At 68.1% G+C, this 23,837-nt stretch carries 24 protein-coding genes and 1 tRNA gene; 11 read left to right on the top strand and 14 right to left on the bottom strand.

From position 1 onward, the window contains the following. Positions 1 to 38: 38 nt before the first annotated feature. Positions 39 to 563, top strand: coding sequence for a YhcH/YjgK/YiaL family protein (locus RVX_RS10500; RefSeq protein WP_116305811.1), 525 nt, complete (start codon positions 39 to 41; stop codon positions 561 to 563). Between the two features lie 152 nt (positions 564 to 715). After that, positions 716 to 940: a TraR/DksA family transcriptional regulator gene (locus RVX_RS10495; RefSeq protein WP_007527809.1), complete on the top strand. Its 225-nt coding sequence runs from the start codon at positions 716 to 718 to the stop codon at positions 938 to 940. 195 nt (positions 941 to 1,135) lie between these two features. Here the strand turns inward: RVX_RS10495 and RVX_RS10490 are convergent, their stop codons facing one another. The 11 genes from RVX_RS10490 to sugE form a co-directional block, all read right to left on the bottom strand. Continuing rightward, complete coding sequence (locus RVX_RS10490; RefSeq protein WP_116305810.1) at positions 1,136 to 2,146, bottom strand: inorganic phosphate transporter; 1,011 nt, start codon at positions 2,144 to 2,146, stop codon at positions 1,136 to 1,138. After that, a complete protein-coding gene (locus tag RVX_RS10485) occupies positions 2,139 to 2,768 on the bottom strand; it encodes a DUF47 domain-containing protein (RefSeq protein ID WP_116305809.1) in 630 nt (209 codons plus the stop codon). Before RVX_RS10485 ends, RVX_RS10490 begins: the two co-directional genes overlap by 8 nt. Before the next feature lie 439 nt (positions 2,769 to 3,207). Next, positions 3,208 to 3,744 carry a 4Fe-4S dicluster domain-containing protein gene (locus RVX_RS10480; protein ID WP_116305808.1) on the bottom strand — a complete coding sequence of 179 codons (537 nt, stop codon included), beginning with the start codon at positions 3,742 to 3,744 and terminating at the stop codon, positions 3,208 to 3,210. Positions 3,745 to 3,748: 4 nt separating this feature from the next. Next, positions 3,749 to 4,135: a hydrogenase maturation nickel metallochaperone HypA gene (gene hypA / locus RVX_RS10475; protein ID WP_007527817.1), complete on the bottom strand. Its 387-nt coding sequence runs from the start codon at positions 4,133 to 4,135 to the stop codon at positions 3,749 to 3,751. Positions 4,136 to 4,173: 38 nt separating this feature from the next. Further along, positions 4,174 to 5,307 carry a nickel-dependent hydrogenase large subunit gene (locus RVX_RS10470; protein ID WP_172596561.1) on the bottom strand — a complete coding sequence of 378 codons (1,134 nt, stop codon included), beginning with the start codon at positions 5,305 to 5,307 and terminating at the stop codon, positions 4,174 to 4,176. Beyond that, positions 5,304 to 5,927, bottom strand: a complete 624-nt coding sequence (locus tag RVX_RS10465) for an NADH-quinone oxidoreductase subunit C (RefSeq protein ID WP_116305807.1) — start codon at positions 5,925 to 5,927, stop codon at positions 5,304 to 5,306. The genes RVX_RS10470 and RVX_RS10465 overlap by 4 nt, the downstream gene beginning before the upstream one ends. After that, positions 5,896 to 6,579, bottom strand: coding sequence for a 4Fe-4S dicluster domain-containing protein (locus tag RVX_RS10460; RefSeq protein ID WP_116305806.1), 684 nt, complete (start codon positions 6,577 to 6,579; stop codon positions 5,896 to 5,898). Before RVX_RS10460 ends, RVX_RS10465 begins: the two co-directional genes overlap by 32 nt. Before the next feature lie 3 nt (positions 6,580 to 6,582). Continuing rightward, positions 6,583 to 7,023, bottom strand: a complete 441-nt coding sequence (locus RVX_RS10455; protein WP_007527825.1) for an NADH-quinone oxidoreductase subunit B family protein — start codon at positions 7,021 to 7,023, stop codon at positions 6,583 to 6,585. A gap of 16 nt (positions 7,024 to 7,039) precedes the next feature. After that, positions 7,040 to 8,026 carry a respiratory chain complex I subunit 1 family protein gene (locus RVX_RS10450; RefSeq protein ID WP_116305805.1) on the bottom strand — a complete coding sequence of 329 codons (987 nt, stop codon included), beginning with the start codon at positions 8,024 to 8,026 and terminating at the stop codon, positions 7,040 to 7,042. A 3-nt stretch (positions 8,027 to 8,029) separates the two neighbouring features. Further along, positions 8,030 to 11,824, bottom strand: a complete 3,795-nt coding sequence (locus RVX_RS10445; protein ID WP_116305804.1) for a complex I subunit 5 family protein — start codon at positions 11,822 to 11,824, stop codon at positions 8,030 to 8,032. A gap of 515 nt (positions 11,825 to 12,339) precedes the next feature. Beyond that, positions 12,340 to 12,717, bottom strand: a complete 378-nt coding sequence (gene sugE / locus RVX_RS10440; RefSeq protein WP_116305803.1) for a quaternary ammonium compound efflux SMR transporter SugE — start codon at positions 12,715 to 12,717, stop codon at positions 12,340 to 12,342. Between the two features lie 226 nt (positions 12,718 to 12,943). Here sugE and RVX_RS10435 point away from each other — a divergent pair, with 226 nt between their 5' ends. From RVX_RS10435 to RVX_RS10425, 3 genes are read left to right on the top strand one after another with little or no spacing between them, the layout of a single operon-like run. Then, positions 12,944 to 13,867 carry a hypothetical protein gene (locus tag RVX_RS10435; protein ID WP_116305802.1) on the top strand — a complete coding sequence of 308 codons (924 nt, stop codon included), beginning with the start codon at positions 12,944 to 12,946 and terminating at the stop codon, positions 13,865 to 13,867. 48 nt (positions 13,868 to 13,915) lie between these two features. Continuing rightward, positions 13,916 to 14,260, top strand: a complete 345-nt coding sequence (locus tag RVX_RS10430; protein ID WP_116305801.1) for a DsrE family protein — start codon at positions 13,916 to 13,918, stop codon at positions 14,258 to 14,260. A 48-nt stretch (positions 14,261 to 14,308) separates the two neighbouring features. Next, positions 14,309 to 14,821, top strand: coding sequence for a hypothetical protein (locus RVX_RS10425; protein WP_116305800.1), 513 nt, complete (start codon positions 14,309 to 14,311; stop codon positions 14,819 to 14,821). A 79-nt stretch (positions 14,822 to 14,900) separates the two neighbouring features. Here RVX_RS10425 and RVX_RS10420 read toward each other — a convergent pair. Together RVX_RS10420 and RVX_RS10415 are read right to left on the bottom strand one after the other, a co-directional pair. Continuing rightward, a tRNA-Ala gene (locus RVX_RS10420) sits at positions 14,901 to 14,976 on the bottom strand. Positions 14,977 to 15,117: 141 nt separating this feature from the next. Continuing rightward, a complete protein-coding gene (locus tag RVX_RS10415; protein ID WP_116305799.1) occupies positions 15,118 to 16,911 on the bottom strand; it encodes a glycosyltransferase family protein in 1,794 nt (597 codons plus the stop codon). 54 nt (positions 16,912 to 16,965) lie between these two features. Between RVX_RS10415 and RVX_RS10410 the strand changes: the two genes are divergently transcribed. The 3 genes from RVX_RS10410 (at position 16,966) to ruvC (ending at position 19,179) form a co-directional block, all read left to right on the top strand. Further along, positions 16,966 to 17,571 carry an RlmE family RNA methyltransferase gene (locus tag RVX_RS10410; RefSeq protein ID WP_116305798.1) on the top strand — a complete coding sequence of 202 codons (606 nt, stop codon included), beginning with the start codon at positions 16,966 to 16,968 and terminating at the stop codon, positions 17,569 to 17,571. Positions 17,572 to 17,675: 104 nt separating this feature from the next. Next, on the top strand, positions 17,676 to 18,419 hold the full coding sequence (locus RVX_RS10405) for a YebC/PmpR family DNA-binding transcriptional regulator (RefSeq protein WP_116305797.1): 744 nt from the start codon (positions 17,676 to 17,678) through the stop codon (positions 18,417 to 18,419). A gap of 190 nt (positions 18,420 to 18,609) precedes the next feature. Continuing rightward, positions 18,610 to 19,179 carry a crossover junction endodeoxyribonuclease RuvC gene (ruvC, locus tag RVX_RS10400; RefSeq protein WP_230404543.1) on the top strand — a complete coding sequence of 190 codons (570 nt, stop codon included), beginning with the start codon at positions 18,610 to 18,612 and terminating at the stop codon, positions 19,177 to 19,179. Between the two features lie 153 nt (positions 19,180 to 19,332). On the opposite strand, the gene RVX_RS10395 is transcribed toward ruvC, so the two are convergent. After that, positions 19,333 to 21,048: a sensor domain-containing diguanylate cyclase gene (locus RVX_RS10395; RefSeq protein WP_116305796.1), complete on the bottom strand. Its 1,716-nt coding sequence runs from the start codon at positions 21,046 to 21,048 to the stop codon at positions 19,333 to 19,335. Between the two features lie 201 nt (positions 21,049 to 21,249). Here RVX_RS10395 and ruvA point away from each other — a divergent pair, with 201 nt between their 5' ends. The 3 genes from ruvA (at position 21,250) to thyX (ending at position 23,720) form a co-directional block, all read left to right on the top strand. Beyond that, positions 21,250 to 21,858 (top strand): Holliday junction branch migration protein RuvA, encoded by a 609-nt coding sequence (gene ruvA / locus RVX_RS10390; protein WP_116305795.1) that lies wholly within the window; start codon positions 21,250 to 21,252, stop codon positions 21,856 to 21,858. Positions 21,859 to 21,905: 47 nt separating this feature from the next. Continuing rightward, positions 21,906 to 22,850 carry a Holliday junction branch migration DNA helicase RuvB gene (ruvB, locus tag RVX_RS10385; protein ID WP_007527937.1) on the top strand — a complete coding sequence of 315 codons (945 nt, stop codon included), beginning with the start codon at positions 21,906 to 21,908 and terminating at the stop codon, positions 22,848 to 22,850. 135 nt (positions 22,851 to 22,985) lie between these two features. Further along, on the top strand, positions 22,986 to 23,720 hold the full coding sequence (thyX, locus tag RVX_RS10380; protein WP_116305793.1) for an FAD-dependent thymidylate synthase: 735 nt from the start codon (positions 22,986 to 22,988) through the stop codon (positions 23,718 to 23,720). Positions 23,721 to 23,837: the final 117 nt, after the last annotated feature.

Here is a 23,837-nt window from a genome sequence, read left to right as displayed (position 1 = left end):
CGCCAGAATGATGGAACATCGCCTCGCCGGAGGAAACAATGATAATCGGCACGCTGGATACTTGGATGCGCTATGACCTGGGTCCCGCCTGGCGGGCGGCTTTCGCCTTTCTGTCGAACCTTGCGACCGACGTGGCTTCCGGCCGCCATCCGGTGTCCTGCGCCGATGCGCCCGAGGGCAGCGTGTACGTGGAAGTGGGGCGCTACGACGCCAAGCCTGAAGGCAGCGGCCGACTGGAGGCCCACCGCAGGCATATTGACATCCAGTACGTTCTTTCGGGTATGGAATGGTTGGACTGGACGCCGCTGTCCGGCCTGGAGGCCCAAGGCCCCTATGCGGAAGACCGGGACGTTCGGTTCTTTTCCGTGACGGGGCGGCCCTGCACGCGCGTGCTGCTGCAACCCGGCGCCTTCGCCGCGTTGTTTCCGGAGGATGCGCACATGCCGGGCATAGCCGTTCCGGGCGCGGCCACCGCCATGGTCAAGGCCGTGGCCAAGGTGCGGGTGGATGCCCTTGCCGTGGCGGCCATCGGCGGGCGGGGCCTTGACTGGCAGGTCGGCTAGGAAGGTCCGAACGGGCACAGGGGCGAAGGGGCGGGAAGAACCGGAACAACGACGGCTGATGCGGTCAGGCCGGATGCGCGCGGGCAGTGCCCGCGCCGAGGGGGGGCGGACGTAGCGCTGACAGGGAGCGGATCGGGACAACAGGAGGTCTCATGGATATTTTCGATCAGGCCCAGGAACTGGAGCGGCTGGAACGCGAAGCCGCCTTGTCCCGTGCGCGGAGCGCCGCCGCACAGGGGGGCGAGGGGCCCGAATGGATCGACGGCGTTGCCTGCTGCCGCGAGTGCGGCGAACCCATCCCCCCAGCCCGGCTGGCCGCCGTGCCGGGCGTGGGATTGTGCAAGGCCTGTCAGGAAGAGATGGAAGCGGGCAGCTAGCCCGAATCCCGGTCATCCCCGAACGGTTCACCGAACGGCCCGCGATCTTCATGGTCGCGGGCCGTGTTGCGTTTCTGGGCCGGGGTGTGGACGCCGACGCGCGCGGGAGGGGGGCCGTTTGCTGTTTGGGCGGCGGAAATGCAAAGGGGCTCCCCGCGGGAGCCCCTTGTACGCTTGTGGTTCGCGGCGTGCCGACTAGTCGGCGATGCCCAGCAACTCCAGGATCAGGAAGCTGATGGAGGCCATGGTGGCTGCGGCGGGAATGGTGAGTATCCACGCCACCACCAGGTTGCCCGCGATGCCCCAGCGTACGGCGGACAGGCGCTTGGTGGCCCCCACGCCGAACACGCAGGCGGTGATGGTGTGGGTGGTGGAGATGGGTGCGCCCATCAGCGAGGCCCCGGTGATGACCACGGCGGCGGAGGTTTCTGCCGCGAAGCCGTGCACCGGTTCCAGTTTGAATATCTTGTGCCCCATGGTTTTCACGATCTTCCAGCCGCCAAGTGCGGTGCCCAGGGCCATGGCCATGGCGCACGACAGCTTGACCCACAGCGGCACGTGGATGGTGTCGATCTGGTGGAACAGGAACAGGGCCAGGGTGATGACGCCCATGGTTTTCTGCGCGTCATTGAGGCCGTGGCTGGTGGCCATGAACGCCGAGGAGACGATCTGCAGCTTCTCGAACGAGCGCGTCACCGTGCGCCGGTTGGTGCGCCAGAACAGCAGCATCAGCAGCATCATGCAGGCGTAGCTGACGGCAAAGCCCGCCAGGGGCGAGAGCACCAGCGGCAGCAGGATCTTCTTGACGATGGACATGGCGTTCAGGGTGCTGAACCCCGCGTGGGTGATGGCAGCCCCCATCAACCCCCCGATGAGCGCATGCGACGAGGAGGAAGGCAGGCCGTAGTACCAGGTGATCAGGTTCCAGACGATGGCCCCGATGAGCGCGGCCAGCACCAGGGTCTGGCTGCCCGTGACCATGTTGGTGTTCACGATGCCCTGGCCCAGGGTGTGCGCCACCTCTTCGCCCAGCATGGCCCCGAAAAGGTTCAGCACGGCGGCCATGGCCACGGCGGTGCGCGGGGAAAGCACCTTGGTGGAAACCACGGTGGCGATGGCGTTGGCGCAATCGTGCGCCCCATTGGTGAAGTCGAAGATCAGCGCGACGATGACGATGACGACGAGCAGCACCGGTATCTCAAGCATTCTTCAGCACCACTTCCTCGATGGCGTCCGCGAGATCGTCCAGGCGTTCCACGGCCAGCTCGATGCGGTCGTACACCTGGGTCCACTTCATGATGTCCACCACGGCGCGCATGTCGAGATTTTCCGTGTCGTGCAGTTCGGCAAGGCCGGTGCCCAGCAGCATCTCGCATTCGCCCTTGATGGCCTTCAGCTGCTTGACCTGTGAGGCAACGTCGGTCTTGTCCTTCAGGCAGCAGATCATCTCGCCGGTGACGGCGCACATCTCGCGCAGGTTGCGGACCATCTTGCGGGCAGGAAAGCGGATGTAGGTGAACCCGTACAGCCGCGCGCGGGTGGCGATGCCCTTGATGAGATTGATGGAGTCTTCCTGCGCCAGGTTCAGGCGGTAGATGTCTTCGCGGTCGATGGGGGTGATGAAGGTGAGCGAGAGCTGGCGCGAGATTTCGCGGCACAACTCGTCGGCCTCCACCTCGACCAGGTTCACGCGCTTGCAGGCGTCGTCAACCTTGCCGAAATCCTCCAGGATGCGGGTGAGCAAGTCGGCCGCCTCCACCAGCATGGCATTCTGGCGGCTTAGCAGTTCAAAGAAGCGGACGGTCTTGGGGAACAGGGTGAAGGCCATGCGGTGGCTCCGGTGTTGTCGTTTGGCGGTCGGCGGGGTGCCCGCCACGAAGGTGGTCACGGATGCTGTCGCGGATGGGGCCACGAGGGCGGCCCCGCCGGGTGAACGGATGCGCACCGTCGCCGTGCGCAAAAAAGGCCGGTCGGGACCGCGGGAATTCTACTCTTCCCCCTGCGTCCGGGCAACCGGCGATGTCATCATTTCGTCACGAAATAACGCGGCTTTGTTACGGAATGGTGACGACGGAGAAACTTGGAAGAAGTCCTTTTGTGACAGCATGTTGAGCGTCTAAACAGCGCGGGGTGGGCAGGGGCGCAGCCGCGGGGCGAGGGTATGTGACGATTCGTCGCGCTGTCTTTGCTGTCGCCACAGGCCCCGGCGCGAAAAAACGGGGCGGGAGTATCCCGCCCCGTTGTGGGCATTTCTTGTCAGGCGGCCGCTAACGCTGCATGGCGCGGTATTCGTCAATGGTGACCATGTGCAGGGCCTTCACCGGGCAGGCTTCCACGCAGGCGCCCTGGTCCTTGCCTTCCTTGGCGCGCCAGTCGGCGCACACGTCGCAGCGCACGGCCACCTCACGGCGGGACTGCGCGGGCTGGGCGGCGTCGGCCGCGCCTTCCTCGGGCAGGCCGATGAAGGACAGCTCGATGGCGCCGTAGGGGCAGGCCATGACGCACAGTTGGCAGGCGGCGCAGTACTGCTGGCGCATCACCACCACGCCGTCTTCCTGGACCAGCGCGTCGGTGGGGCACACGCGGGCGCAGGGGGCATCGGCGCACTGGCGGCACTGCACGGGCATCTTGACGCTGTCGGTCTTGATGACGTGCACGCGGGGCTGGAAGAGGTTACGCTTCTTCACCGCCTCCTTGATGGTCATGTTGTTGTGCGAGGCAATGCAGGCGAGTTCGCACTTCTTGCATGCCTTGCACTTGTCGGCCTCAGCGAAGACGACGTACCGCATGAGCGAATTGGTCATGGTGCTATCCTTCCGTGGTTTGCGCCGCTGCCGGAAGGTCGGTGGCATCCGGGCCGGGCACTTCTATGCTTGCGATGTACAGTTCCCTGCCGCCGGTCCAGTGCACGGCGTCGCCGCCGCATGAAGGGCAGGAGAATTTCCGCTTGCGGGTTTCCACATCGCCGCAGGTGGGGCAGTCGCCGCGCAGGGGCAGCAGTTGCACGTCCAGCGGCGCGCCCTCGGCGGGCGTCCCTTCGGCCAGCAGTTCGAAACAGGCGGTCAGGGTGCGCTCCTCGACGCACGCCAGAAGGCCCACGGCAAGGTTCACCCGGCTGATGCGGGGTGCGCCGTGGCGCGTCGCCTCTTCCGAGACGATGCGCAGGATGCCTTCGACGATGGACGATTCGTGCATGACCGCCTGTCTCCGTTATTCCGTATCGTGTCGCGTTGTTAACGTTCGGTGCACGAGATGCACGGGTCGATGGAGTTGACGATGAGCGGCACGTCCGAAACCTTGCAGTCGTGCATCATCACGCCCAGCGCGTCCCAGTTCATGTACGAAGGCACGCGCCACTTCAGGCGGTTGGGCACGTCGGTGCCGTCGGTGCGCAGGAAGTAGATCAGCTCGCCGCGCGGGGCCTCGCTGCGGGCCACGGCCTCGCCCGCCGGGATTTCCGGCAGCCGGGCCACCGTATCGCCGCCGGGCAGGTCGCGGGCGCACTGGCGCACCAGGCTGATGGATTCCAGGGCTTCTCGCAGGCGGATCATGGCGCGCGAATGCACGTCGCAGCCGGTTTCGGTGATCACGTCGAAGGCCAGGCGGGGGTAGGCGGCGTGGGGCACGTCCTTGCGGATGTCCACGGCAAGGCCGCTGCCGCGCGCCACGGGGCCGACAACGGCGTATTCCAGCGCCTTGTCCTGCGGCAGCATGCCCACGCCCACGGTACGGCCGCGCACCATGGGATCGTTGCGGTAGATGTTGTAGATTTCTTCCACGTGCTTCTGCACGCGGTCCAGGTTGCGGGTCAGGAAGGTGAGCAGATCGGCATCCACGTCGTACTTCACGCCGCCGATGCAGTTGGCGGCGAGGTCCATGCGGTTGCCGTACACCGTCTCCTTGATGTCCTGCATGATCTCGCGCACTTCCATCACGTGCATGAACAGCGACTTGAAGCCGATGATGTGCGCGAGAATGGCCACGTTGAACAGGTGCGAGGCGATGCGCTTGATTTCTTCGGCCATGGAGCGCAGGTAGCGGGCCCGCTCGGGCACCACGATGCCCGCCAGGTTTTCCACCGCCATGCAGTAGGTGAAGGGGTGGCTGTTGGAGCACAGCGAGCACACCCGCTCGGTGAGCACGATGTTCTGGAACAGGTTGCGCCGCAGGGCCAGCGCTTCCATGCCCCGGTGCACGTGCCCGGCGGTGATCTCGACATGCTTCACGGTTTCGCCTTCCACGCTCACGCGGAAGTACATGGGTTCTTCAAGGGCCACGTGCAGCGGCCCCACGGGCAGGGTGAAACCCGCGCGCGGGTCGGTGTTCACGTGGTCGTCTATGTGGGGAGTATGGACGGGGGCGCTCATGCCTGGGTCTCCTCGCTGGTGGCGGCGGTGACGGCGGTGGCAACGGTGGTGCCCTCGGGCAGATTCGCCGACATGATGCGCTCCCACAGGTCTTGCGTGGATGCGCCGTTCATCATGGTGGAGAGGGGGATCATCTGGCCCATGACGCCCGCGTCCAGCCGCTCGTCCAGGAACAGCCGCCTGGGGTTGGGGTGGCCGGTGACCGCGATGTCGTACATTTCCATGAACTCGCGTTCGTTCCAGTCGGCGTTGCGGAACCACGGGGTGATGGAGGGCACCTCGGGCCTGCCGGTCACGTCGCCGTTCTCATCCGCTTCGGGCATGACCAGCGGCGCGGTGACCGTGAAGGTCAGGCCGTCCAGGTCGAAGTGGTAGGCGATGGCGCGCTGCGGGTTGGCCGGATCGCGCTCGGGGTCGTAGGCGGTCATGGTGCACAGGCGCAGGCGGCAGCGGGCCATGGCCGGGGCCAGGGCGGCAAGGCGCGGGGCCTCGTCCAGCACCAGCCAGCCGTAGATGTTGCCGTGGGCGTCCTCGGTCCAGGATATCTCGGCGCCCGCAACGGCGGGCAGCCGCCCGTCGAGCAGCGCCTTAGCCTGCAGTTGCGCGGGGCGTGTCAGCATCGTTGTGTCCTCCGTCCTTCACCGCGTTGGGGGTGGCGGGGGTGGTTTCTTCGTTGGCGGCAGCGGCCTTGGCGGCCGGGCGGGAACCGTTGCCGTTGCCCGCGTCGGCCGGGGCGGCCTCGTCAGCGTGCGCGGTCAGCGCGGCGGCGCGGGTGGCGGCGGCCACTTGGCGGCACTTGGGGCACATGCGCAGCAGCGCCGGGAAGTCCAGGTCGTGGGCATGGTTGGCGTACACGCGGGTGGCCAGGTCCGGCGGCAGCATGCGGATGTGCGCGTCGCACCCGGTGCAGCGCAGGTAGGGCACGTAGTGGTGCTCTGCCCACTCGTACTTGCGTTCCTGCAGGTGCGCGTTGTGCCAGTCGTTGGTCATGGTGATGGCCCCGGTGGGGCAGTAGTGGCGGCACAGCCCGCACAGGGCGCAGGTGTTGTGCCACACCGTGAAGTCGTAGCCGCTGCGGTCTTCGCGCGGCTCGATGCGGATGGCCCCGCCCGCGCACACGTGGCGGCAGATGGCGCAGCCCACGCATTTCGCCGGGTCCATGGTCACCTTGCCGCGAAAGCGGCGGGGGGTATGCGTCTCGGCAAAGGGGAAGGGGTCGGTGGACGGCCCCTGGGCCACGTTGCGGGCGAGTATCTTCAGGAATCCCAGCATGGCTTACTCCTGCAATCCGAGGCGGGCCATCCACACGTCGCGGGCCTTGATCACGCCTTCGATGATGGCCTGCGGGCGCGGCGGGCAGCCGGGCACGTTGACGTCCACGGGGATGTAACGGTCGATGGGGCCCTCGATGGAATAGCCGTCGCGGAACACGCCGCCGCTCACCGGACAGATGCCCACGGCCACCGTGACCTTGGGTTCGGGAATCTCGTCCCACACGCGCAGCACCTTGTCCTTCACGCGGGCGGTCAGCGGCCCGGTGATGAGCACGATGTCGGCGTGGCGGGGGCTGCCGCAGTACTTGCAGCCCAAGCGTTCCACGTCGTAGCGGGGGATGCAGGCGGTGGTGGCCAGTTCCACGTCGCAGCCGTTGCACGAGCCCGCGTTGATCCGGTACAGCCACGGCGACCGCACGGAGAGCTTCTTCAGGAAGTTCATATCGTTTCCTCTCCGCCTACATGCCCCGCCATGCCAGCACCAGGCTCGCCAGTGCCAGCACCGAGGGGTACTTGAGGTAGAAGGTGAAGGCCTGGTCCACGCGGAAGCGCCCGGTGGCGGACTTGACCAGCGTCAGCGAAACGGCCATCAGCACCGCGCACTTCAGCACGAACCACGGAATGTTGGCGAGCATGCCGCCGGGAACCGTGCCCGGCAGGAACAGCGCCACGCCAAGGCCCAGCACCACCACGGTCTTGAGCGCCGAGGCGATGTGGAAGAAGGCCAGCGCGGGGCCGGAGTATTCCAGCAGGGGGCCTTCGATGATTTCCGTTTCGGCCTCGGGCACGTCGAAGGGCACGGTGCCCATGGTGCCGGGCAGGAACAGCAGATAGGCCAGCAGGGCCGGAATCATCACCGGGTCGAAGGCCAGCTGGCCGTTGGTCAGTTGATAGTTCACGATGTTGGCGAGCGAGAACTCGGCCCCGCCGCCGGTGGCCATGCCCACCTTCATGGCCACGGCCAGCATCACGGCCAGCAGCGGCATTTCGTAGGCGAACATCAGGGTCATCTCGCGCGAGAAGCCCATGGCCCCGAACGGCGAGCTGGAGGCGGAACCGCCGACCATCAGCGCGATGGCGGGCAGCGGCAGCAGGTAGAAGATCACCAGCAGGTCGCCCATGGCGGGCAGGCCGCCGCTGACGCCCGGCACGGGCAGCAGCGCGGCGCACACCGCCATGCCGGTCAGCCCCAGCAGCGGGGCCAGCAGGAAGGCGGCCCGGTTGGCCGAGGCGGGCATGACCGTTTCCTTGGTGAACAGCTTGGCGATATCCAGGTAGGGCTGGATCAGGGGCGGGCCGACGCGGCGCTGCAAGCGCGCCTCGATGCGCCGGTCAAGTCCCTTCAGGAACAGGCCCACCATCAGGGCGAACAGCCCGCCCGGGAACACCAGCAGGCCAAGCAGGCCAAGGCCGGTCTGGGTGAAGAGTTCGGTGGCGTAGGACATGGTCTACCTCCGCTTCAGGGCGGGCACGGCCGCCTGGGCCAGCTGCCGCAGCAGGGCCAGGGGTGCGCCGTAGATGTCCTGCGGGGCAAGGCGGGCCTCGTCGGCCTTCATGGCCACGCCGCAGGTGTGGATGTCTGTGGTGCGCACGGTGCCGATGAGCCGGTGCAGGAGGGTGCGCCCGCCGAAGAAGGCAACCGCCAGCAGCACGGCCAGGGCGGTGGCGTTGAACGCCCCCGCGCCGGAAGCCACGCCCCACGGCGCGACAGCCAGCCCGGCAAAGCCCAGTTCGCGGCCCATCATGTCGATGGCCAGCAGGGGCAGGCCGGGCAGCACGCCGGTGATGATGCACCCGGCGGCCAGGATGCCCATGGGCACCAGCATGATGCGCGGGGCTTCATGCACGTGGGCCAGTTCCGGCGAGGGGCGGCCCAGGAAGGCCGAGTGCAGGAACTTGGCGAAGTAGGCCAGGGTCAGCACGCTGCCCGCCAGCGAGAGCAGGGCCAGGGCCACTTCGCCCTCGGCCATCAGCGCGTGGTAGAGAATCCACTTGGAGGCGAAGCCGTTGGTGGGCGGCACGCCGACCACCGAAAGCGCCCCGATGGCGAACATGGTCAGGGTGACGGGCATGCGCTGCCCGATGCCGCCCAACTCGTCCAGCGAGTGCTTGTGGGTGCACAGGATGAGCGACCCGGCCACCAGGAACAGCAGGTCCTTGAACAGCACGTGGTTGACCAGGTGCAGCATGCCGCCAGCCATGCCCAGCGGCGTGCCCAGGGCCACGCCCACCACCATGTAGCCCAACTGGCTGACGGTGGAGTAGATGAGCACCAGCTTGAGGTCCGACTGCATCACGGCCAGCAGGGCGGCCATGACGATGGTGATGCCGCCCACCCAGGCGATGGCGTACATCACCTGCGGCTGGCCCCACTGCGCGGCCAGGCCGGTGAAGAAGCCCGCGCCTCCCAGCACGAAGAACAGCTTGGCGAGGCCGAACAGGGCGCTCTTCAGCAGCACCGACGAGATGTAGCCGGAAACCGGCGTGGGAGCCGTTGCCGGGTGCATCTGCACGTCGATGCGGAAGGGCAGCTGCGCCGCCTTCATGGTGAAGCCGATGGCCATCAGGGCCACGGCGGTGGCGGCCAGGGCCACCGGCATGGTCGGCAGGGCGGAACGCACCGCGCCGAAGCTGGGGTCGCCCGCCATGGAGGACAGCATGACCACCCCCAGGAACAGGAAGGCCGCGCCCAACACGTTGAAGAAGAAGTACTTGAAGCCCTCGCGCAGCGCGGCGGGGTTTTCTTCATGCACGATGACGAAGTACAGGCTCCACGAGCTCATGATCTCCCAGAAGGTGAAGAAGCCGAACAGGTCGTTGCTGGCGGCAACGCCCATCAGCCCGCCCACCATGAACAGGAAGAACGTGTAGAAGCGCCACTGGGTGTGGCTGTGCTCCATGTAGCCCACGGCGTAGAACATGTTCAGGCAGCCGATGACCGGCACGATGAGCGCGAAGGCGAAGGACAGGGAATCCAGCCCGCGCCCGAACGCCACCACCGCGATGGCCGCCACGGCCAGGATGATCGCGGTGGCCAGGCCCGCCGCCTTGCGGTCGTGCCGCAGCAGGAAGGGCACCACCGCGCCCAGCATGGGGATGAGCACGAAGGGATGCCAGGTAACGGCCAGCATGGGCAGGGCCTGGGCGTCCAGCTTGCCCGCGCCCGCCAGCATGTCGGCCACGGGGGTGACCAGCGACAGGCCCAGTTGCGGCAGCACGCCCAGCACCAGGCACAGCGCGGCCAGCACGCCGGTGGCCATGCGCATGGAGGCCGGGGCTTCCTGTACCATGGGGCCGGTGTAAGGCTGGAAGACCAGCGTGCGCACGATGCGCATGTAGTAGACGCACCCGGCAAGGCTGCCCAGCAGCAGCACGGCGGCCAGCGCCGGGTGACCGGCGGCCACCAGCGATTGCAGCATCAGATACTTGCCGACAAAGCCGTTGAACGGCGGCAGGCCCATGATGGAAATGAGGCCCACCACCATGCACCCGGCGGTGAACGGCATGACCCGGGCCATGCCCGCGAGGTCCGCCAGCTTCTTGCTGCCCGCGCGCAGGATGAGGCCCCCCGCGCAGAGGAACAGCAGGTTCTTCATGATGGCGTGGTTCAGCACGTGCAGCAGCGAGCCGGTGGTGGCCAGCCAGGTGCCGATGCCGATGACCATGAATATCTCGCCGACCTGTCCCATGGTCGAATAGGCCAGCAGGCGCTTCAGGTCGTCCTGCTTTAGGGCCATCAGTTCGCCGTAGAGCATGGTGGCCGTGCCGAGGACGGTGACCAGCAGGCCCATGGAGCTGAAGCCCCCGGCCGATTCCCCGGCCTTGAGCAGCACGGCGGAGCCGAACACCGCCAGCATCAGCCGCAGGGTGCCGTACACGCCGGTCTTGGTCAGGATGCCCGAGAGCGGGCCGGAAATGGACGAAGGGGCGGCGGGGTGCGCATCGGGCAGCCAGCCGTGGCCGGGCACAAGGCCCGCCTTGACCGCAAAGCCCACGAAGGCCAGCACCACCGCGCCCTTCACCACGGGGGCGGGCAGGGTGGCGGCAAGACCGGCCAGCGCCGCGAAGTCCAGCGTGCCCGCCTGGGCGGACAGCAGCATGAAGCCGGGCAGCATGGCGCAGGCCCCGGCCACGCACATCACGAAGTACTTCACGGCGGCGTGGAACGCCTTGTCCGTGGCTTCGTGGGCCACCAGGAAGTACGACGAGAAGGTCATCAGTTCCCAGAACACGTAGAAACCGCCGAAGTCGCGCGCAAGGGCCAGGCCCGAGAGCGAACCGCACATCAGCAGCAGGAAGAACCAGTAGCCACCCGCGCGGCGGTCGTGGTGGATGTAGCCCACCGAGTACACCGCCACCACCAGGCCGATGCCCGCGATGACCACGCCGAACAGGCGGGACAGGGGATCGATGGCGGTGTCGGTCCAGGTGAGCGCCAGCGAGGCGGCCACCAGGGCCACACCGGCCAGCGCGCGGGCGCGGCCGGAGACGAGGCCGATACACCACACGGCGAAGGCCCCCGCGTAGGGCAGCAGCGCCGCCGGGTGCCAGTGCGCGCCGAAGGCGGGCAGCGTGTCGGCCGCAACGCCGAGGGCGGCGGCCACCTGCGCGGTGACGGCGTGCCCGGCCAGGCCGAACGCGGCGATGAAGGCCGCAAAAAGCCCCGCCAGCACGTGGAACGTGGCGGACGGGGCATGGGGAACGTGGGCGGATTCGCGCCACTGGCCGGATTCAAGACAGATGGCCTGCACCGATAGCACGGTGGCTGCGGCCAGGGCCATGCCCGCGAAGGCCACGGCCACGGCGTAGCCCCAGTGCCCGGCGGCGAAGGCCGCGTGCAGGATGAAGGCCCGCCCGTCCGGCACGAGGAAGACGGAAAGTCCCATGCCCGCGAACATGGCGAACCCGAAGAACAGGCCGGTCAGGGGCAGGGCCGCGCGGATGCCGCGCAGGTCGTCCAGCGAGCCGGACCCCGCGGTGCGGGCCAGGCGCGCAAGGGTGAGCAGCGCAAGACACCGCGCCGCCATCTGATAGATGAGTTGGGTGGTCCCCCCGACCAGCCCGGCGGCTCCGCCGAGGCCAAGGCCGAGTAGCGTGAGGCCGATGTCGGAAAGGCACATCAGGCCCAGCATGGTGAAGGGGCGTCGGCGTGCCGCTAGGGCCGACACGGCGCCGCCGAGCAGCAGCAGTGCCCCCAGCATGGCCAGGAACGGCAGTTCGGCGACAGGCGGAGCGGTGGTCATGCGAGTCTCCGTCGTTGAGCGTGTATGATGCAAATTGGTTAACCAACCAATTCGTGAGCCCACCATATTTTGCCCGGCGACTTCTTTCAACCCCCATGATTGTGAACATGCGGTACAAAAGAGGCCCCGGCAGGGAAAAAAGCGTGTCCCTGCTCATGTTTGACCGCGCGACCAATTTTTTTCGCCGTTGGGAAAAAATTTTGAGAGTTGATCGGATCATCCTGCAAGTACAAAAGATTTGCCAAAAGAGTCGTCAGCCGATTGATCTAATCCGAAAAAGGTGGAAAGGCCTTTTGTGAAATGAGTGACGATCATAATTTGATTATGTGAGCAAACACTGCAGTGTATAATTGTACAATGCACTGGTGCGTCGTGTCATCCAGTGTGATGAGTGGCTGCGCCAACGGTGCGACATCATTGCCGTGAAGGGTGGCGTTGGGGCGCGCCTTCGCAAGCGCGGCGCGCGGTGCGGTGGAAAAGGGTCTGCCGCATCGTGCTGCGGGCTTGGTCGTGGGTCAGCGTCCGGCCAGCAACTTGAGTCCGGCGATGCCCGCCACGATGCACAGGATGCAGGCCAGGCGGGCTGCATTGGCGGGTTCGTCGAACAACGCGATGCCGAGCAGTGCGGTGCCCACCGTGCCCACGCCGGTCCACACCGCGTAGGCGGTGCCCAGCGGCAGGTGGCGCAGGGCCACGGCCAGAAGGTACAGGCTGACGGCCATGGCCGCGATGGTGAGCAGGGAGGGCAGCGGGCGGGTGAAGCCCTGGGCGTACTTGAGGCCCACGGCCCATCCCACTTCGAACAGGCCTGCGGCGAACAGGGCGAGCCATGCGCCAGACGTGCCGGATACGCCAGACAGGGTGGATGTGGCGGTGATGAACGGAGTGAACATGGGGGCTCCTGCTGCCGCGCGCGGCGGTCGTTGGCCAACAAAAAACCCGGCCGGGGCCGGGTATAAGGACAGCACGCCTCCTGACGGCGCAGTCCGTGTCATGCGACGCCCCGAGCATAGCCATACGAGAGGAAAAGGCAAGCCGCGGCGGCTTGCCGCCACGTGCATGGCGGGGTATTCTGCCTGACACTATCTACCATGCCCATGCGAAGGCAGGCGCATTGCGATGACATACTGGGGGCACAGGGCACGCAGGGGGGCGGTGGTGCTGCGCGGGATGGCCGTGTGCGCCGTGCTGGCGTTGGCCTGTACACTGGCTTGCGGCGTGCCCGGCGCGCGGGCCGCTCAGGGGGCCGACGGTTCGGTCCGGCAGGCCATGGCGCCTGCTCGGGATGCCGTCAGCCAAGATGCCGCCAGCCAGAGCGCCGCCCGTAAGGCTGCCGCCGACGAAGCGGAAGCACCGGCAGCCGGGCCTGCGGCCAGCGCCCCTGCCGGGCCGGAACTGCGCATCGGCTTCAGCACTTCCTCGCTGCCGTACGTGGACATGGTCAACAAGAGCGGGCTGGAGCCCCGCCTGGTGGCTGCCGCCCTGGGCCGTTCGGGCTACCGTGTCGTGCCGGTGTTCCTGCCGCATGCCCGCGCCCTGGAACTGGTGCGCAAGGGCACGCTGGACGGTTGCGGCCCCGTGGGGCGCCATACCGATGTGGCCGGGCTGGCCCTGGGAGACATGTACCTGCAATACCGCAACGTGGCGGTCTCTCTGGAGGCAGCCGGGCTGGAGATCAACGCGCTGGCCGATCTGCGGGCCCTGCCGGTAACGGCCTTTCATAATGCGCGGGTATTCATGGGGCCGGACTTCGCGGCCATGGCCGACGCCAACCCCCGCTACGAGGAACAGGTGGACCAGCGGGCCCAGGTGGAGGCGTTCTTTCACCGGCGCGACCGGGTCATCGTGCTGGACGAACGCATCTTTGCCTTTCATCGCACCAGGTTGGCCGCCAGGGGCGTGGATGAGCCGGTGCGCATCCATCGCATCTTTCCGGCGCAAGACCGCTTTTTCGTGTTCCGCGACCCGACCGTGCGCGATGCCTTTGACGCGGGGTTGCGGCAGTTGCAGGAGAGCGGGGAGTACCGGCGCATGGTGCGCTAAGGGGTGTTTTGGGCGTCATCGTCGTCAACCATTACGGGCAGGAGCGCCATGCACTACGACATCGTCTTCCATTTCGACAACGGCCCGGCGGAACTGAACATCGCCATCAGCAACGTGCGTAACTATCAAAAAGCACTGGATGGCGTGTCCTTCACCAGCGTGCTGCTGGTCAACGGCCCCGGCATCCGGCTCATGGGCGCGGATGACCCGGACTTCGCGGAGCCGCTGCGCGAACTGCGCGGGCTGGGGCTGGACATTCGCGTCTGCGCCAACGCCATGCGCCACTTCGGGCTGGACACGGCATGGCTGAATCCGGCCTGCACCGTGGTGCCCGCGGGTATCGTGGAACTGGTGGACCTGCAGCGCAAGGGGTTTGCCTACGTGAAGCCGTAGGGGCTGTTTCGGGGGATTTTTTGGCGCAGGACGCAAAGGATAGGTGCAATGACCACGACGGGACAGGATTCCGGTGGCCTTCCGGCCTCGGGCAGGCTGATTGACAGCCATCCCCTGCTGGCCCGGCTGACCGGGCAGGTGGTGTGGAACCTGGCGGAAGAGGCGGGCGCGGACGACGAGGAATGCGGCCTGTTCATGGACCACTACGCGGCATGGCGCGGGGCCGCGCTGGCCGTGCTGGAACGGTTGCGCGACGAGCCGGGCGGCGGTCTGCGCCTGGTGGTGGACGACGAGGACCGGGCCGGTGCTTGTCCGGAATGCGTGGCCCTGCACGGCATGGTGCTTTCGGGCACCCAGCCGGATATTGCGGCGTGGCTGCCGCCGTTCTCCATCGGCTGTCACTGCCACGCCGAATACGTGGAACCGGCGGAGATGGCCGGGGCCGGTCCGCATCCGCCCCCGCCGGGGCTGCGGCCCCCCGCGCACCGGCTGTGCTGCCCGCGCCGTCCTTTGTCGCTGCTGCTGGCCCAGTTGGCGCAGTCGCAGGGGCGCGAGGGGTAGTGTTCCGCAACGCGGTGTCGCATTTTGGTCATGCAAGCGAAAAGGGCTTGCCGATGTTCTCGGCAAGCCCGTTTTTGGCTGGTGGAGACGATGAGGATTGAACTCACGACCTCAGCATTGCGAACGCTGCGCTCTCCCAGTTGAGCTACGTCCCCAGTCAGGAGAAGGCTGTATATACCTGTTGCCGCCCGACTGCAAGAGGCCGGGACGGAAAAATTTGGCGACGCGGGCGGGCGGTGCGGGCGTCCGGCGGCCCCGCCCGCCAGGGCATGGGCGGGCCGGGACAGGACTGGCCGCTACTCCAGCCCCAGCGCCGCACACAGGGCGCGCACCCGGTGGCGATAGGTGTGCCCGGACAGGATGTGCGCCCGCCACGCGGCAGCAAGGTCGCCGCGCAGGGTCGGGTCGCGCTCCAGCCGGTCCAGCAGCGCGCCCAGGCTTGGCGCATCGTCCGTTTTCGGCGGGGACGTCGTGTTCTCGCCGCCGCTGCGGGCGGGGGAAAAGGCGATCTCGCGGCGAAGTTCCGGGGGAAAAATGTCGAGGCCCGGCGTGTCGTCGGTGATGCAGAAGCCCCCGGCCGCCCAGACGTCGAAGTGGCGCTGGGTGAGTCCGGCAGGCAGCAGCAGGCTGGTGACGTTCAGCGACCAGCGGGCCGCGCGGTACACGGCGGGCAGGGTGGCATAGTAGTCCACGGGGGGGCGAACCTCCGCGCCCGGCGGCAACAGCGGCCGCCAGCCGTCGTCGCCGAACACGGTCAGCCCGCGCGGGGCGGCGGCGTTCAGGCAGCGCACCCGCCGGGCCAGGGCACATTCCTCAGCCCCCAGGCCCGCCGCGCGCACCGCGTTGCCGGGCCACAGCCTGTCGATGCCCAGGCGCGCCGTCCACCAGTGGAAATCGGGCCGGGGACCGGGCGCGGCGAGCAGCCCGCGCGCCTCGTCCAGCAGGGCCGGGGCAATCCGTTGCCCGGCGAAGAAGCCCCCCTTGCCGGGGAAGGCCGAACGCCCCACGAACACCACGGGCTTCAGGTCGAGGGTGGCGGACTGGCTTGCCGTTGAGGACAGGGCCGACCCGGCCGCACCGTCTTTTCCGGGCCGCCCGGATGCTGGCAGGTCCCCCTCGTGCGGTTCCGGCCCGAAAAACTCCGGTCCGGTGGCCAGCGGCAAATGCATTACCTGTTGTGCCCCGTGGGCGTGCAGCAGGGGGATGAACGAGGCGTCGGTGACGCACAGCAGCGCCGCGCGCCACCACGGCCCGCGCAGGGCCGAGAGCAGGTGGAAGGGATTGTCCACGCACCACACGGCCACGGGAACGCCGCAGGCACGCAGCAGGTGGAAGCGTTCGCCCCAGGCGTCCAGCCCTTGCAGATTGACGCTCAGGAACAGGGCCGGGCGCTGGTCGGCCAGCAGGTGGGACAGGTCGGCCTGCAGGGTGTCCGGGTTCACCCGGCGCGGGGTCAGCCCTTCGGCGGCAAGGGCAGCTTCAAGCTCCGGCAGCAGCAGCGAACCTTCCGTGCCCGGCAGCAGCACGGTGCGGTGGGGGGGAGAAGACGGTTCCGCGTGGGCCATCGTGTCTTCTGGTCGCAGCGCCAGCGTCGGGGCCATGCGCACGGCCCGCGCCGCGCCCAGCAGCGGTCCCCAGAAGGTGGGGAACAGCCGTTCCGCCTCGCGGTAGACCACCACCAGCGCACGGGCCAGACGAGGCGGGGAAAAATCGTCGGGCGCGGCTTGCGTCCATCCGGCAGGGATGCCAGCGCGCCACGTGCCGGACGATGCCGCATCAATATAATGGAAGAACGCCGGGCACTCCACAAAGCGCACGGGAAGGTCGGTGCGCCCCCCGGTGGGGACAGCCCCCGGGCGCAGCCCCGCCAGCGCGGCAGACACCGCGCGGCGCGTCGTGACCGGGTTGGGCCCCACGCCCAGCACCACCACTTCGGCGGGGGCGTCGCCATCCCGTCCGCGCGGAGGCAGCACGTCGAAGGTGCCCGGCAGCATACCGTCCGCCGCAACGCCGTCCGGCGCAACATCGTCCGGCAGGGTGCGGAGCTGGCCCAACTCGTTGGGGATGCGCAGGCGGGGGGGGCGTGTCATGTGGGTCCTTGGCGGGCGAAGGGCTTTCGGGTACAAGCGGCCACGGGTGACCACATGAAGACATATCGCGACCACTACTTTCTGAAGGCCAAGCAGGAGAACTATCCCGCGCGGTCCATCTACAAGCTGAAGGAAATCGACAACCGCTTCAAGCTGTTCCGGCCGGGCATGAAGGTGCTCGACCTTGGCGCGGCCCCCGGCTCGTGGTCGCTTGGCGCGGCCGAGCGCGTGGGCCCCAAGGGGCGGGTGCTGGCCTGCGACCTGCAAGCCACCGATACCCAGTTTCCGCCCAATGTCACCTTCATGCAAGAGGACGTGTTCAACCGTTCCGAGGCCTTTGAAGATGCGCTGGCCGCCATGGGGCCGTTCCATGTGGTGATCAGCGACATGGCCCCCCGCACCACGGGCACCAGGTTCACGGACCAGGCCCGCTCGCTGGAATTGTGCGTCGAGGCCCTTGCGGTGGCGGACCATTGCCTGATAAAGGGCGGCAGTTTCGTGGTCAAGATTTTCATGGGGCCGGACGTCAAACCGTTGGTGGACGCGCTGCGGGCCCGCTTCGAGACCATGAAGACCTTCAAGCCCAAAAGTTCGCGGGCCGAAAGCAAGGAAACATTCTACGTCTGCCTCGGGTACCGGGGCGACGGACAGCAGGACTGACGCACGCCACCGATGACGCGCGGGCAGGCATGCCGCCCGCCGCGTGACGCGTCGTGGCGTTTCCGCACACATCCCTTTCGCAGTCATTTCTTCCAGGAGGACGCATGGCCGGACATAGCAAATGGGCCAACATCCAGCACCGCAAGGGCCGTCAGGACGCCAAGCGCGGCAAGCTGTTCACCAAGGCCGCCAAGGAAATCATCATCGCCGCCAAGGGCGGTGGCGACCCGGCCAGCAACGCCCGCCTGCGCGCCGCCATCGCGGCCGCCAAGGCAGTTAACCTGCCCAAGGACAAGATCGACAACGCCATCAAGAAGGGCACCGGCGAACTGGCTGGCGGCGACATCATCGAAATTTCGTACGAGGGCTACGGCCCCGGCGGCGTGGCCCTGATCGTGGAAGCGGCCACCGACAACCGCAACCGCACCGTGGCCGAAGTGCGCCACATTCTTTCCAAGCACGGCGGCTCCATGGGCGAGGCCGGGTGCGTGGGCTGGATGTTCGAGCGCAAGGGCGTGATCACCCTGGACGGCGGCAAGTACACCGAGGATCAGGTGATGGAAGCCGCGCTGGAAGCGGGCGCCGACGACGTGCGCGACGAGGGCGGCACCTGGGAAATCCACACCGCCGTGTCCGACTTCGCCGCCGTGCGCGATGCGCTGGAAGCCGCGGGCATGGAGATGGACTCCGCCGAACTGTCCATGATCCCCCAGAACACGGTGGAAGTGGACGCGGAAACCGGCCGCAAGCTGATGCGCCTGGTGGACGCCCTGGAAGACAACGACGACGTGCAGAACGTGCACGCCAACTTCGACCTGCCCGACGAAGTGCTGGCCGAACTGGAATAGCCCCCGAGAGTCATGCCCCGGAGCCCGCCACGCGCGGGCTCCGGCGTTTCCGCCCTCTTCGTACCCCTTCGTGGGGACGGCGCACGGTGCGGGCGAGCGGGCCGCCCCGCGCCCGCACTGCGGAAACGCAAGGTTCCGCGTCTGCCTCGTTCCTTCAAGCACCTACCCGGCTTCCGCCCGGAGACGCCGCATGCCCCCCCGCAAGACCGCCCCGCCCGTCCAGTTCGCCCCGCCCGAGGTGGTTCCTTCCGCTCCCTCCGGAGCGGGGAACGGCGTCACCGTCATCGGCATCGACCCCGGTTCGCAGTGCACCGGCTGGGGGGTGGTGCGCGAGGCGTCCGGCGTGCTGACCCTGGTGGACTGCGGGGCCATCCGTCCCAAGGGCGACGTTTTCGCCGCCCGGCTGGGCCATCTGTTCCGCGAACTGCATGCCCTGGTGGGCCGGTACGCACCGGACGAGGCCGCCATAGAGAACGTGCACGCCGCCCGCAACGTGGCCACCGCCCTCAAGCTGGGGCAGGCGCGCGGGGTGGCCGTGGCCGCCTGCGCCGCCCACGGGGTGCTGGTGGCCGACTACCAGCCCTCGGAAATCAAGAAGGCCCTGGTGGGCACTGGCGGGGCGGACAAGGAGCAGGTGAGCTTCATGGTGGCCCGCGTGCTGGGCGCCAAGGGCGGCTGGGGGCTGGACACGGGCGACGCGCTGGCGGCGGCCGTGTGCCACCTTAACGCCCGCCGCCTGGCCCGTCTGGCCCGCGCCTGACACGACAGAGGGTGGACGGATCGGGCCATGTCGCCCGAGCCGCCGACAGCGGCGGCAGCCTTCATGAAGAAAAGCATCGGCCGTCCGGCATCACCGGGCGGCCGATGTTTTTGCGGCTGTCTGCTGCGGAAACCGGGGACAGCGGGCAGCGCCTCAGGCCGGGCCCGGCGTGCCGGAATCCCCGCCATTCCCGGTCATGCGGCACTCCGCGTTGTCCGTCGCGCCGGGGGCCATGCCCTCCGGCACGTCGGATGCCCGCGTAATGCGGTTGCGGCCGCAGTGCTTGGCCATGTACAGCGCGGCGTCGGCCTTGCGCATCCAGCGGTCCGGCTCGATGTCGGGCCGGGCCTCGGCGACGCCCGCGCTGACCGTCATGGGAATGGGCTCGCCCTCATGGTTCAGGGGCGTTTCCTCCACCTTGCGGCGCACCCGTTCCAGCAGGGCCACGGCGTCGTGTTCGGTTGTGTCGGGCAGCAGCAGGGCGAATTCCTCGCCGCCCACGCGGGCGAACAGGTCGGGCTCGCGCAGCTGGCGGCGGATGATGTCCGTCACGTGGGCCAGCATGGTGTCGCCCACGCCGTGCCCGTAGCGGTCGTTGACGGCCTTGAAGTGGTCCAGATCCAGCATGGCCAGGGCCAGGGGATGCCCGCTGCGCGCGCTGCGGGCCAGCTCCGCGTTCATGGCCTCGTCCAGCCGCCGCCGGTTGAAGCAGCCGGTCAGGTGGTCGCGTTCCGCTATGCGGCGCAACTCCTCGTTCAGGCGGGTGAGGGCCTCGTTGTTGTCCGCGATGAGGCGCAGCTGAGCCCGGTTGTGCAGGGTATGCACGAGGGCGGCAAGCAGGGCGCCCAAGGTGGCCAGCCCACTCAACGCGGCGAAGTGAAAGCGCACCCGCCGCCGGTCGTCCAGGGTCAGGGCCTCGCCCACATCCTCGGCCACGTGCAGCGAAAGGCCGTCCTGGGGACGGTGGACCACGCCCCGGAGCGCGGGCCGCGTGGTGTCGCCGACGAGCATCAGCCCGTGACCGTCCGGCACGCCCGGCGCCACGAAGGGGCGCAGCGAGAGTTCGGGAAACGCCTCGCGCTTGTAGCGCAGTATGCGCGCCGACACAGGCATGTCGCGCACCGGGGCGTCGGGCAGGGCATGGAAGATGTGCGCCTTGTCGTTGGTCAGCACCACCACGCCCTGCTCGTCGGTGACGAAGGCGGCATCCAGGCGCAGCCGACGGGAAAGGGTGGGCAGGTCGGTCTTCACAGCAACCACGCCCAGCACCGCGCCATACTGGCGCACCGGCGAGGCGAAGAAGAACCCCGGCACGCTGGAGACGCGGCCCACGGCGAACTGGCTGCCCCGTTCACCGGCCATGGCGGCGGTGAAGTAGGTGCGGTCGGCGTAGTTGGTGCCGATCAGGCTCTCTGGCGTGTCGTGGTTGCTGGCGGCGATGCAGGTGCCGGTGTGGTCCATCACCCAGGCGAATTGCAGCCCCATGGTTTCGGCGAAGGTCTTCAGGAAGGCGTTCAGGGGCCCGCGCCGGGCGGCGGGGGTATGGGCGGGCGTGGTTGGGGCCGCCTCCGGCCGGGGAACCACTTCTTCGCGAATCCGTTCGTCATGGGCCAGCAGATCGGGCAGTTTGTGCAGGCTGGTGAAGGCCAACTCGAATTCGTCGTTCATGGCGCGCTGGCGCAAGGCCAGACGCTTGTGCGCCTCGGCCAGCAGGTCGTTCAGGGCGTGGGCCGCCCACATGTCCGCGTACCTGTCCGCCGTGTAGAGCACGGGCGCCAGCAGCATCAACAGCATGGCCAGCAGCAGGCGGACGGGCGTGCGTTCCGCGTGGTGGCGGAACAGCGCGAGCGGGGATGATGGCAAGGGCATGGACCGGGCTCCGGGGCGTTATTTTGCCTGCTGCGGCGTTCCGGGGATGTTACGGGATTTTCGGCCGTGTACCAAGGGCGTTATCCGGGAAAAGGGAAACTTTTCCGGCGTGCGCATGGCGCGGACCCTGCAGGCCGGGTGTGCGCGTCCTTCTTCCGGCCCGGTCGCTTTTTGTGTAGGGTGCGCGCGAGAGGTGGAACGATGATCGCGTATGTCGAGGGCCGCGTTGCCGAAATCTCCGGCAACGCCTGCGTGGTGGTGACGGAAGGGGGCGTGGGGTACGAGGTGCACCTGCCCGCGCACACCCTGGCGCGCCTGCCGGAGCGGGGCGGGCAGGTGGCCTTTCACGTGCGGACGGAAGTGCGAGAGGACGCCCTGGAGCTGTTCGGCTTTTCCACTTGGGACGAGCGGCAGACCTTCATGGTGCTCACCACCATCAGCAAGGTGGGGGCGCGAACGGCGCTGGCCATCCTTTCGCAGTTCCGCCCCGACGACCTGCGCCGCCTGGTGGTGGACGACGACGTGCTGGCCCTGACGCGGGTGTCCGGCATCGGCAAGAAGACCGCGCAGCACATCTTTCTGGAATTGAAGTACAAACTGAAAGTCGAGGATCTGCCCGCAGGCCTGGCGCTGGCGGGCGGGGCCGCGCCGGGCGGGGTGTTCCGCGACGCGCTGGCCGGGCTTGGCAACCTGGGCTACCTGGAGGACGAGGCCGCGCCGGTGCTGAAGGAAGCGCTGAAGGCCGAGCCGGACCTTGACGTGGCCGGGGCGCTGCGCGCGGCTCTGAAAGCCCTGGCGAGGGGGCGCTGATGACGGCGGAGGCCAGGAAGCCCGGCGAGGAATGCGCCAGCATCTGCATGGACGACACGGTGCGGCCGCGCAGCCTCGACGACTTCATCGGGCAGGACGATCTGCGGGCCAACCTCAAGGTGTACGTGGCGGCGGCGCGCGAACGCGGCCAGGCCATGGACCACCTGCTGTTCTACGGCAACCCCGGCCTTGGCAAGACCACCCTGGCCCAGATCATCGCGGCGGAACTGGGGGTGAACCTGGTGTCCACCTCCGGCCCGGTGCTGGAGCGCAGCGGCGACCTTGCCGCCATCCTGACCAACCTCGGGCGGCACGACATATTGTTCGTGGACGAAATCCACCGCATGCCCGTGGCCGTCGAGGAAGTGCTGTACCCCGCGCTGGAGGATTTCAAGCTCGATCTGGTCATCGGCCAGGGGCCGGGGGCGCGCACGGTGAAGATCGACCTCGAGCCGTTCACCCTGGTGGGGGCCACCACGCGCATCGGCCTGTTGTCGTCGCCCCTGCGCGACCGCTTCGGCATCATCAGCCGCCTGGAATTCTACAGCCCGGACGACCTGGCCCGCATCGTGGCGCGCACGGCGCGCATCCTGGGGGCCAGGCTGACCCCGCAGGGAGCGGTGGAGATAGGCCGCCGCTCGCGCGGCACCCCGCGCATCGCCAACCGCCTGCTGCGCCGGGTGCGCGACTTCGCCGCCGTGCATGGCGACGGCACCATCACCCCGGAGCAGGCATCCGCCGCGCTGGGGCGCATGGACGTGGACGAGAGCGGCCTCGACCAGATGGACCGCAAGCTGCTGTCCGTGCTCATCGAGCACTTCGGCGGCGGGCCGGTGGGGGTGAAGACCCTGGCCGTGGCCTGTTCCGAAGAGGTGCGCACCATCGAGGACATCTACGAACCGTACCTGATTCAGTGCGGCTTTCTGAAGCGCACCCCGCGCGGCAGGGTGGCCACGGCCAAGGCCTACCGGCATCTCAACCTGCTGGCCTGACCCCGGCCCTGCCGGGAGCCAGCCAGGTCTTTGCCGCCCCTGCAGGCTCCTTGCCTGCCCCTTGTCTGGCGTGTCGCCAGACGCGAACCGCAACCGCAACCATCACCCGGCCGCATGGCCGAAGACGGAACCTCCATGCCCAAGACGACGCTGCGGGTCGAACTGCTGACCCATACCCCCGAACCGCTCTCGCTCATCTATGCCGCCTTTCGCCAGTGCTATCATTCCGGGTTCGTGGCCGACATGTGGCCGCGCCTGCTGTCCGGCGAGATCGCGCGCGAGAAGCAGGCCCAGTTCGTGGCCTCGGTGATGGAGTCGGGGCATGCCAGCCCGGTGGAGCACGTCAGCTTCACCTTCGCGGCGGAAGGGGTGTCCCGCGCGCTGACCCACCAGTTGGTGCGCCACCGCATCGCCTCGTACTCGCAGCAGAGCCAGCGCTACGTGGACGGCAGCAACTTCGACTACGTGCTGCCCCCGGCCATCGCCCGCAACCCGCAGGCCCTGGCCCGCTTCGAGCAGTGCATGGCCGAAATCGGCGATGCCTACCGCGACATCAAGGCCCTGCTGGAAGCCGACGGCCGGGCCGGGGCGAAGTCCAACGAGGATGCCCGCTTCGTGCTGCCCCAGGCGGCGGAGACGCGCATCGTGCTGACCATGAACTGCCGCAGCCTGCTGAACTTCTTCGAACACCGCTGCTGCATGCGCGCCCAGTGGGAGATACGGGCCATGGCCGACGCCATGCTGGCCCTGTGCCGGGGCGTGCTGCCGGAACTGTTCGCCGTGGCCGGGGCCAAGTGCGAGCGGCTGGGCTACTGCCCAGAAGGCGAACGGTTCACCTGCGGCCGGTATCCCCTGCGCCAGCCCGGCTGATCGTGCGCAAGCGCACGAAGCGGCATGACGTCGCCGCGCTTGCCCGTGCCGTTTCTTCGTGTTGGGCGGAATCGCACCGTGTCGGCGCGCCTTGCGCCAACATCAGGAAAATTCGGG

The sequence above is a fragment of the Nitratidesulfovibrio sp. HK-II genome (assembly GCF_003402415.2).
In the GTDB taxonomy this organism is placed as follows: domain Bacteria; phylum Desulfobacterota; class Desulfovibrionia; order Desulfovibrionales; family Desulfovibrionaceae; genus Cupidesulfovibrio.
This window is presented reverse-complemented; position numbering and strand designations above follow the sequence as displayed.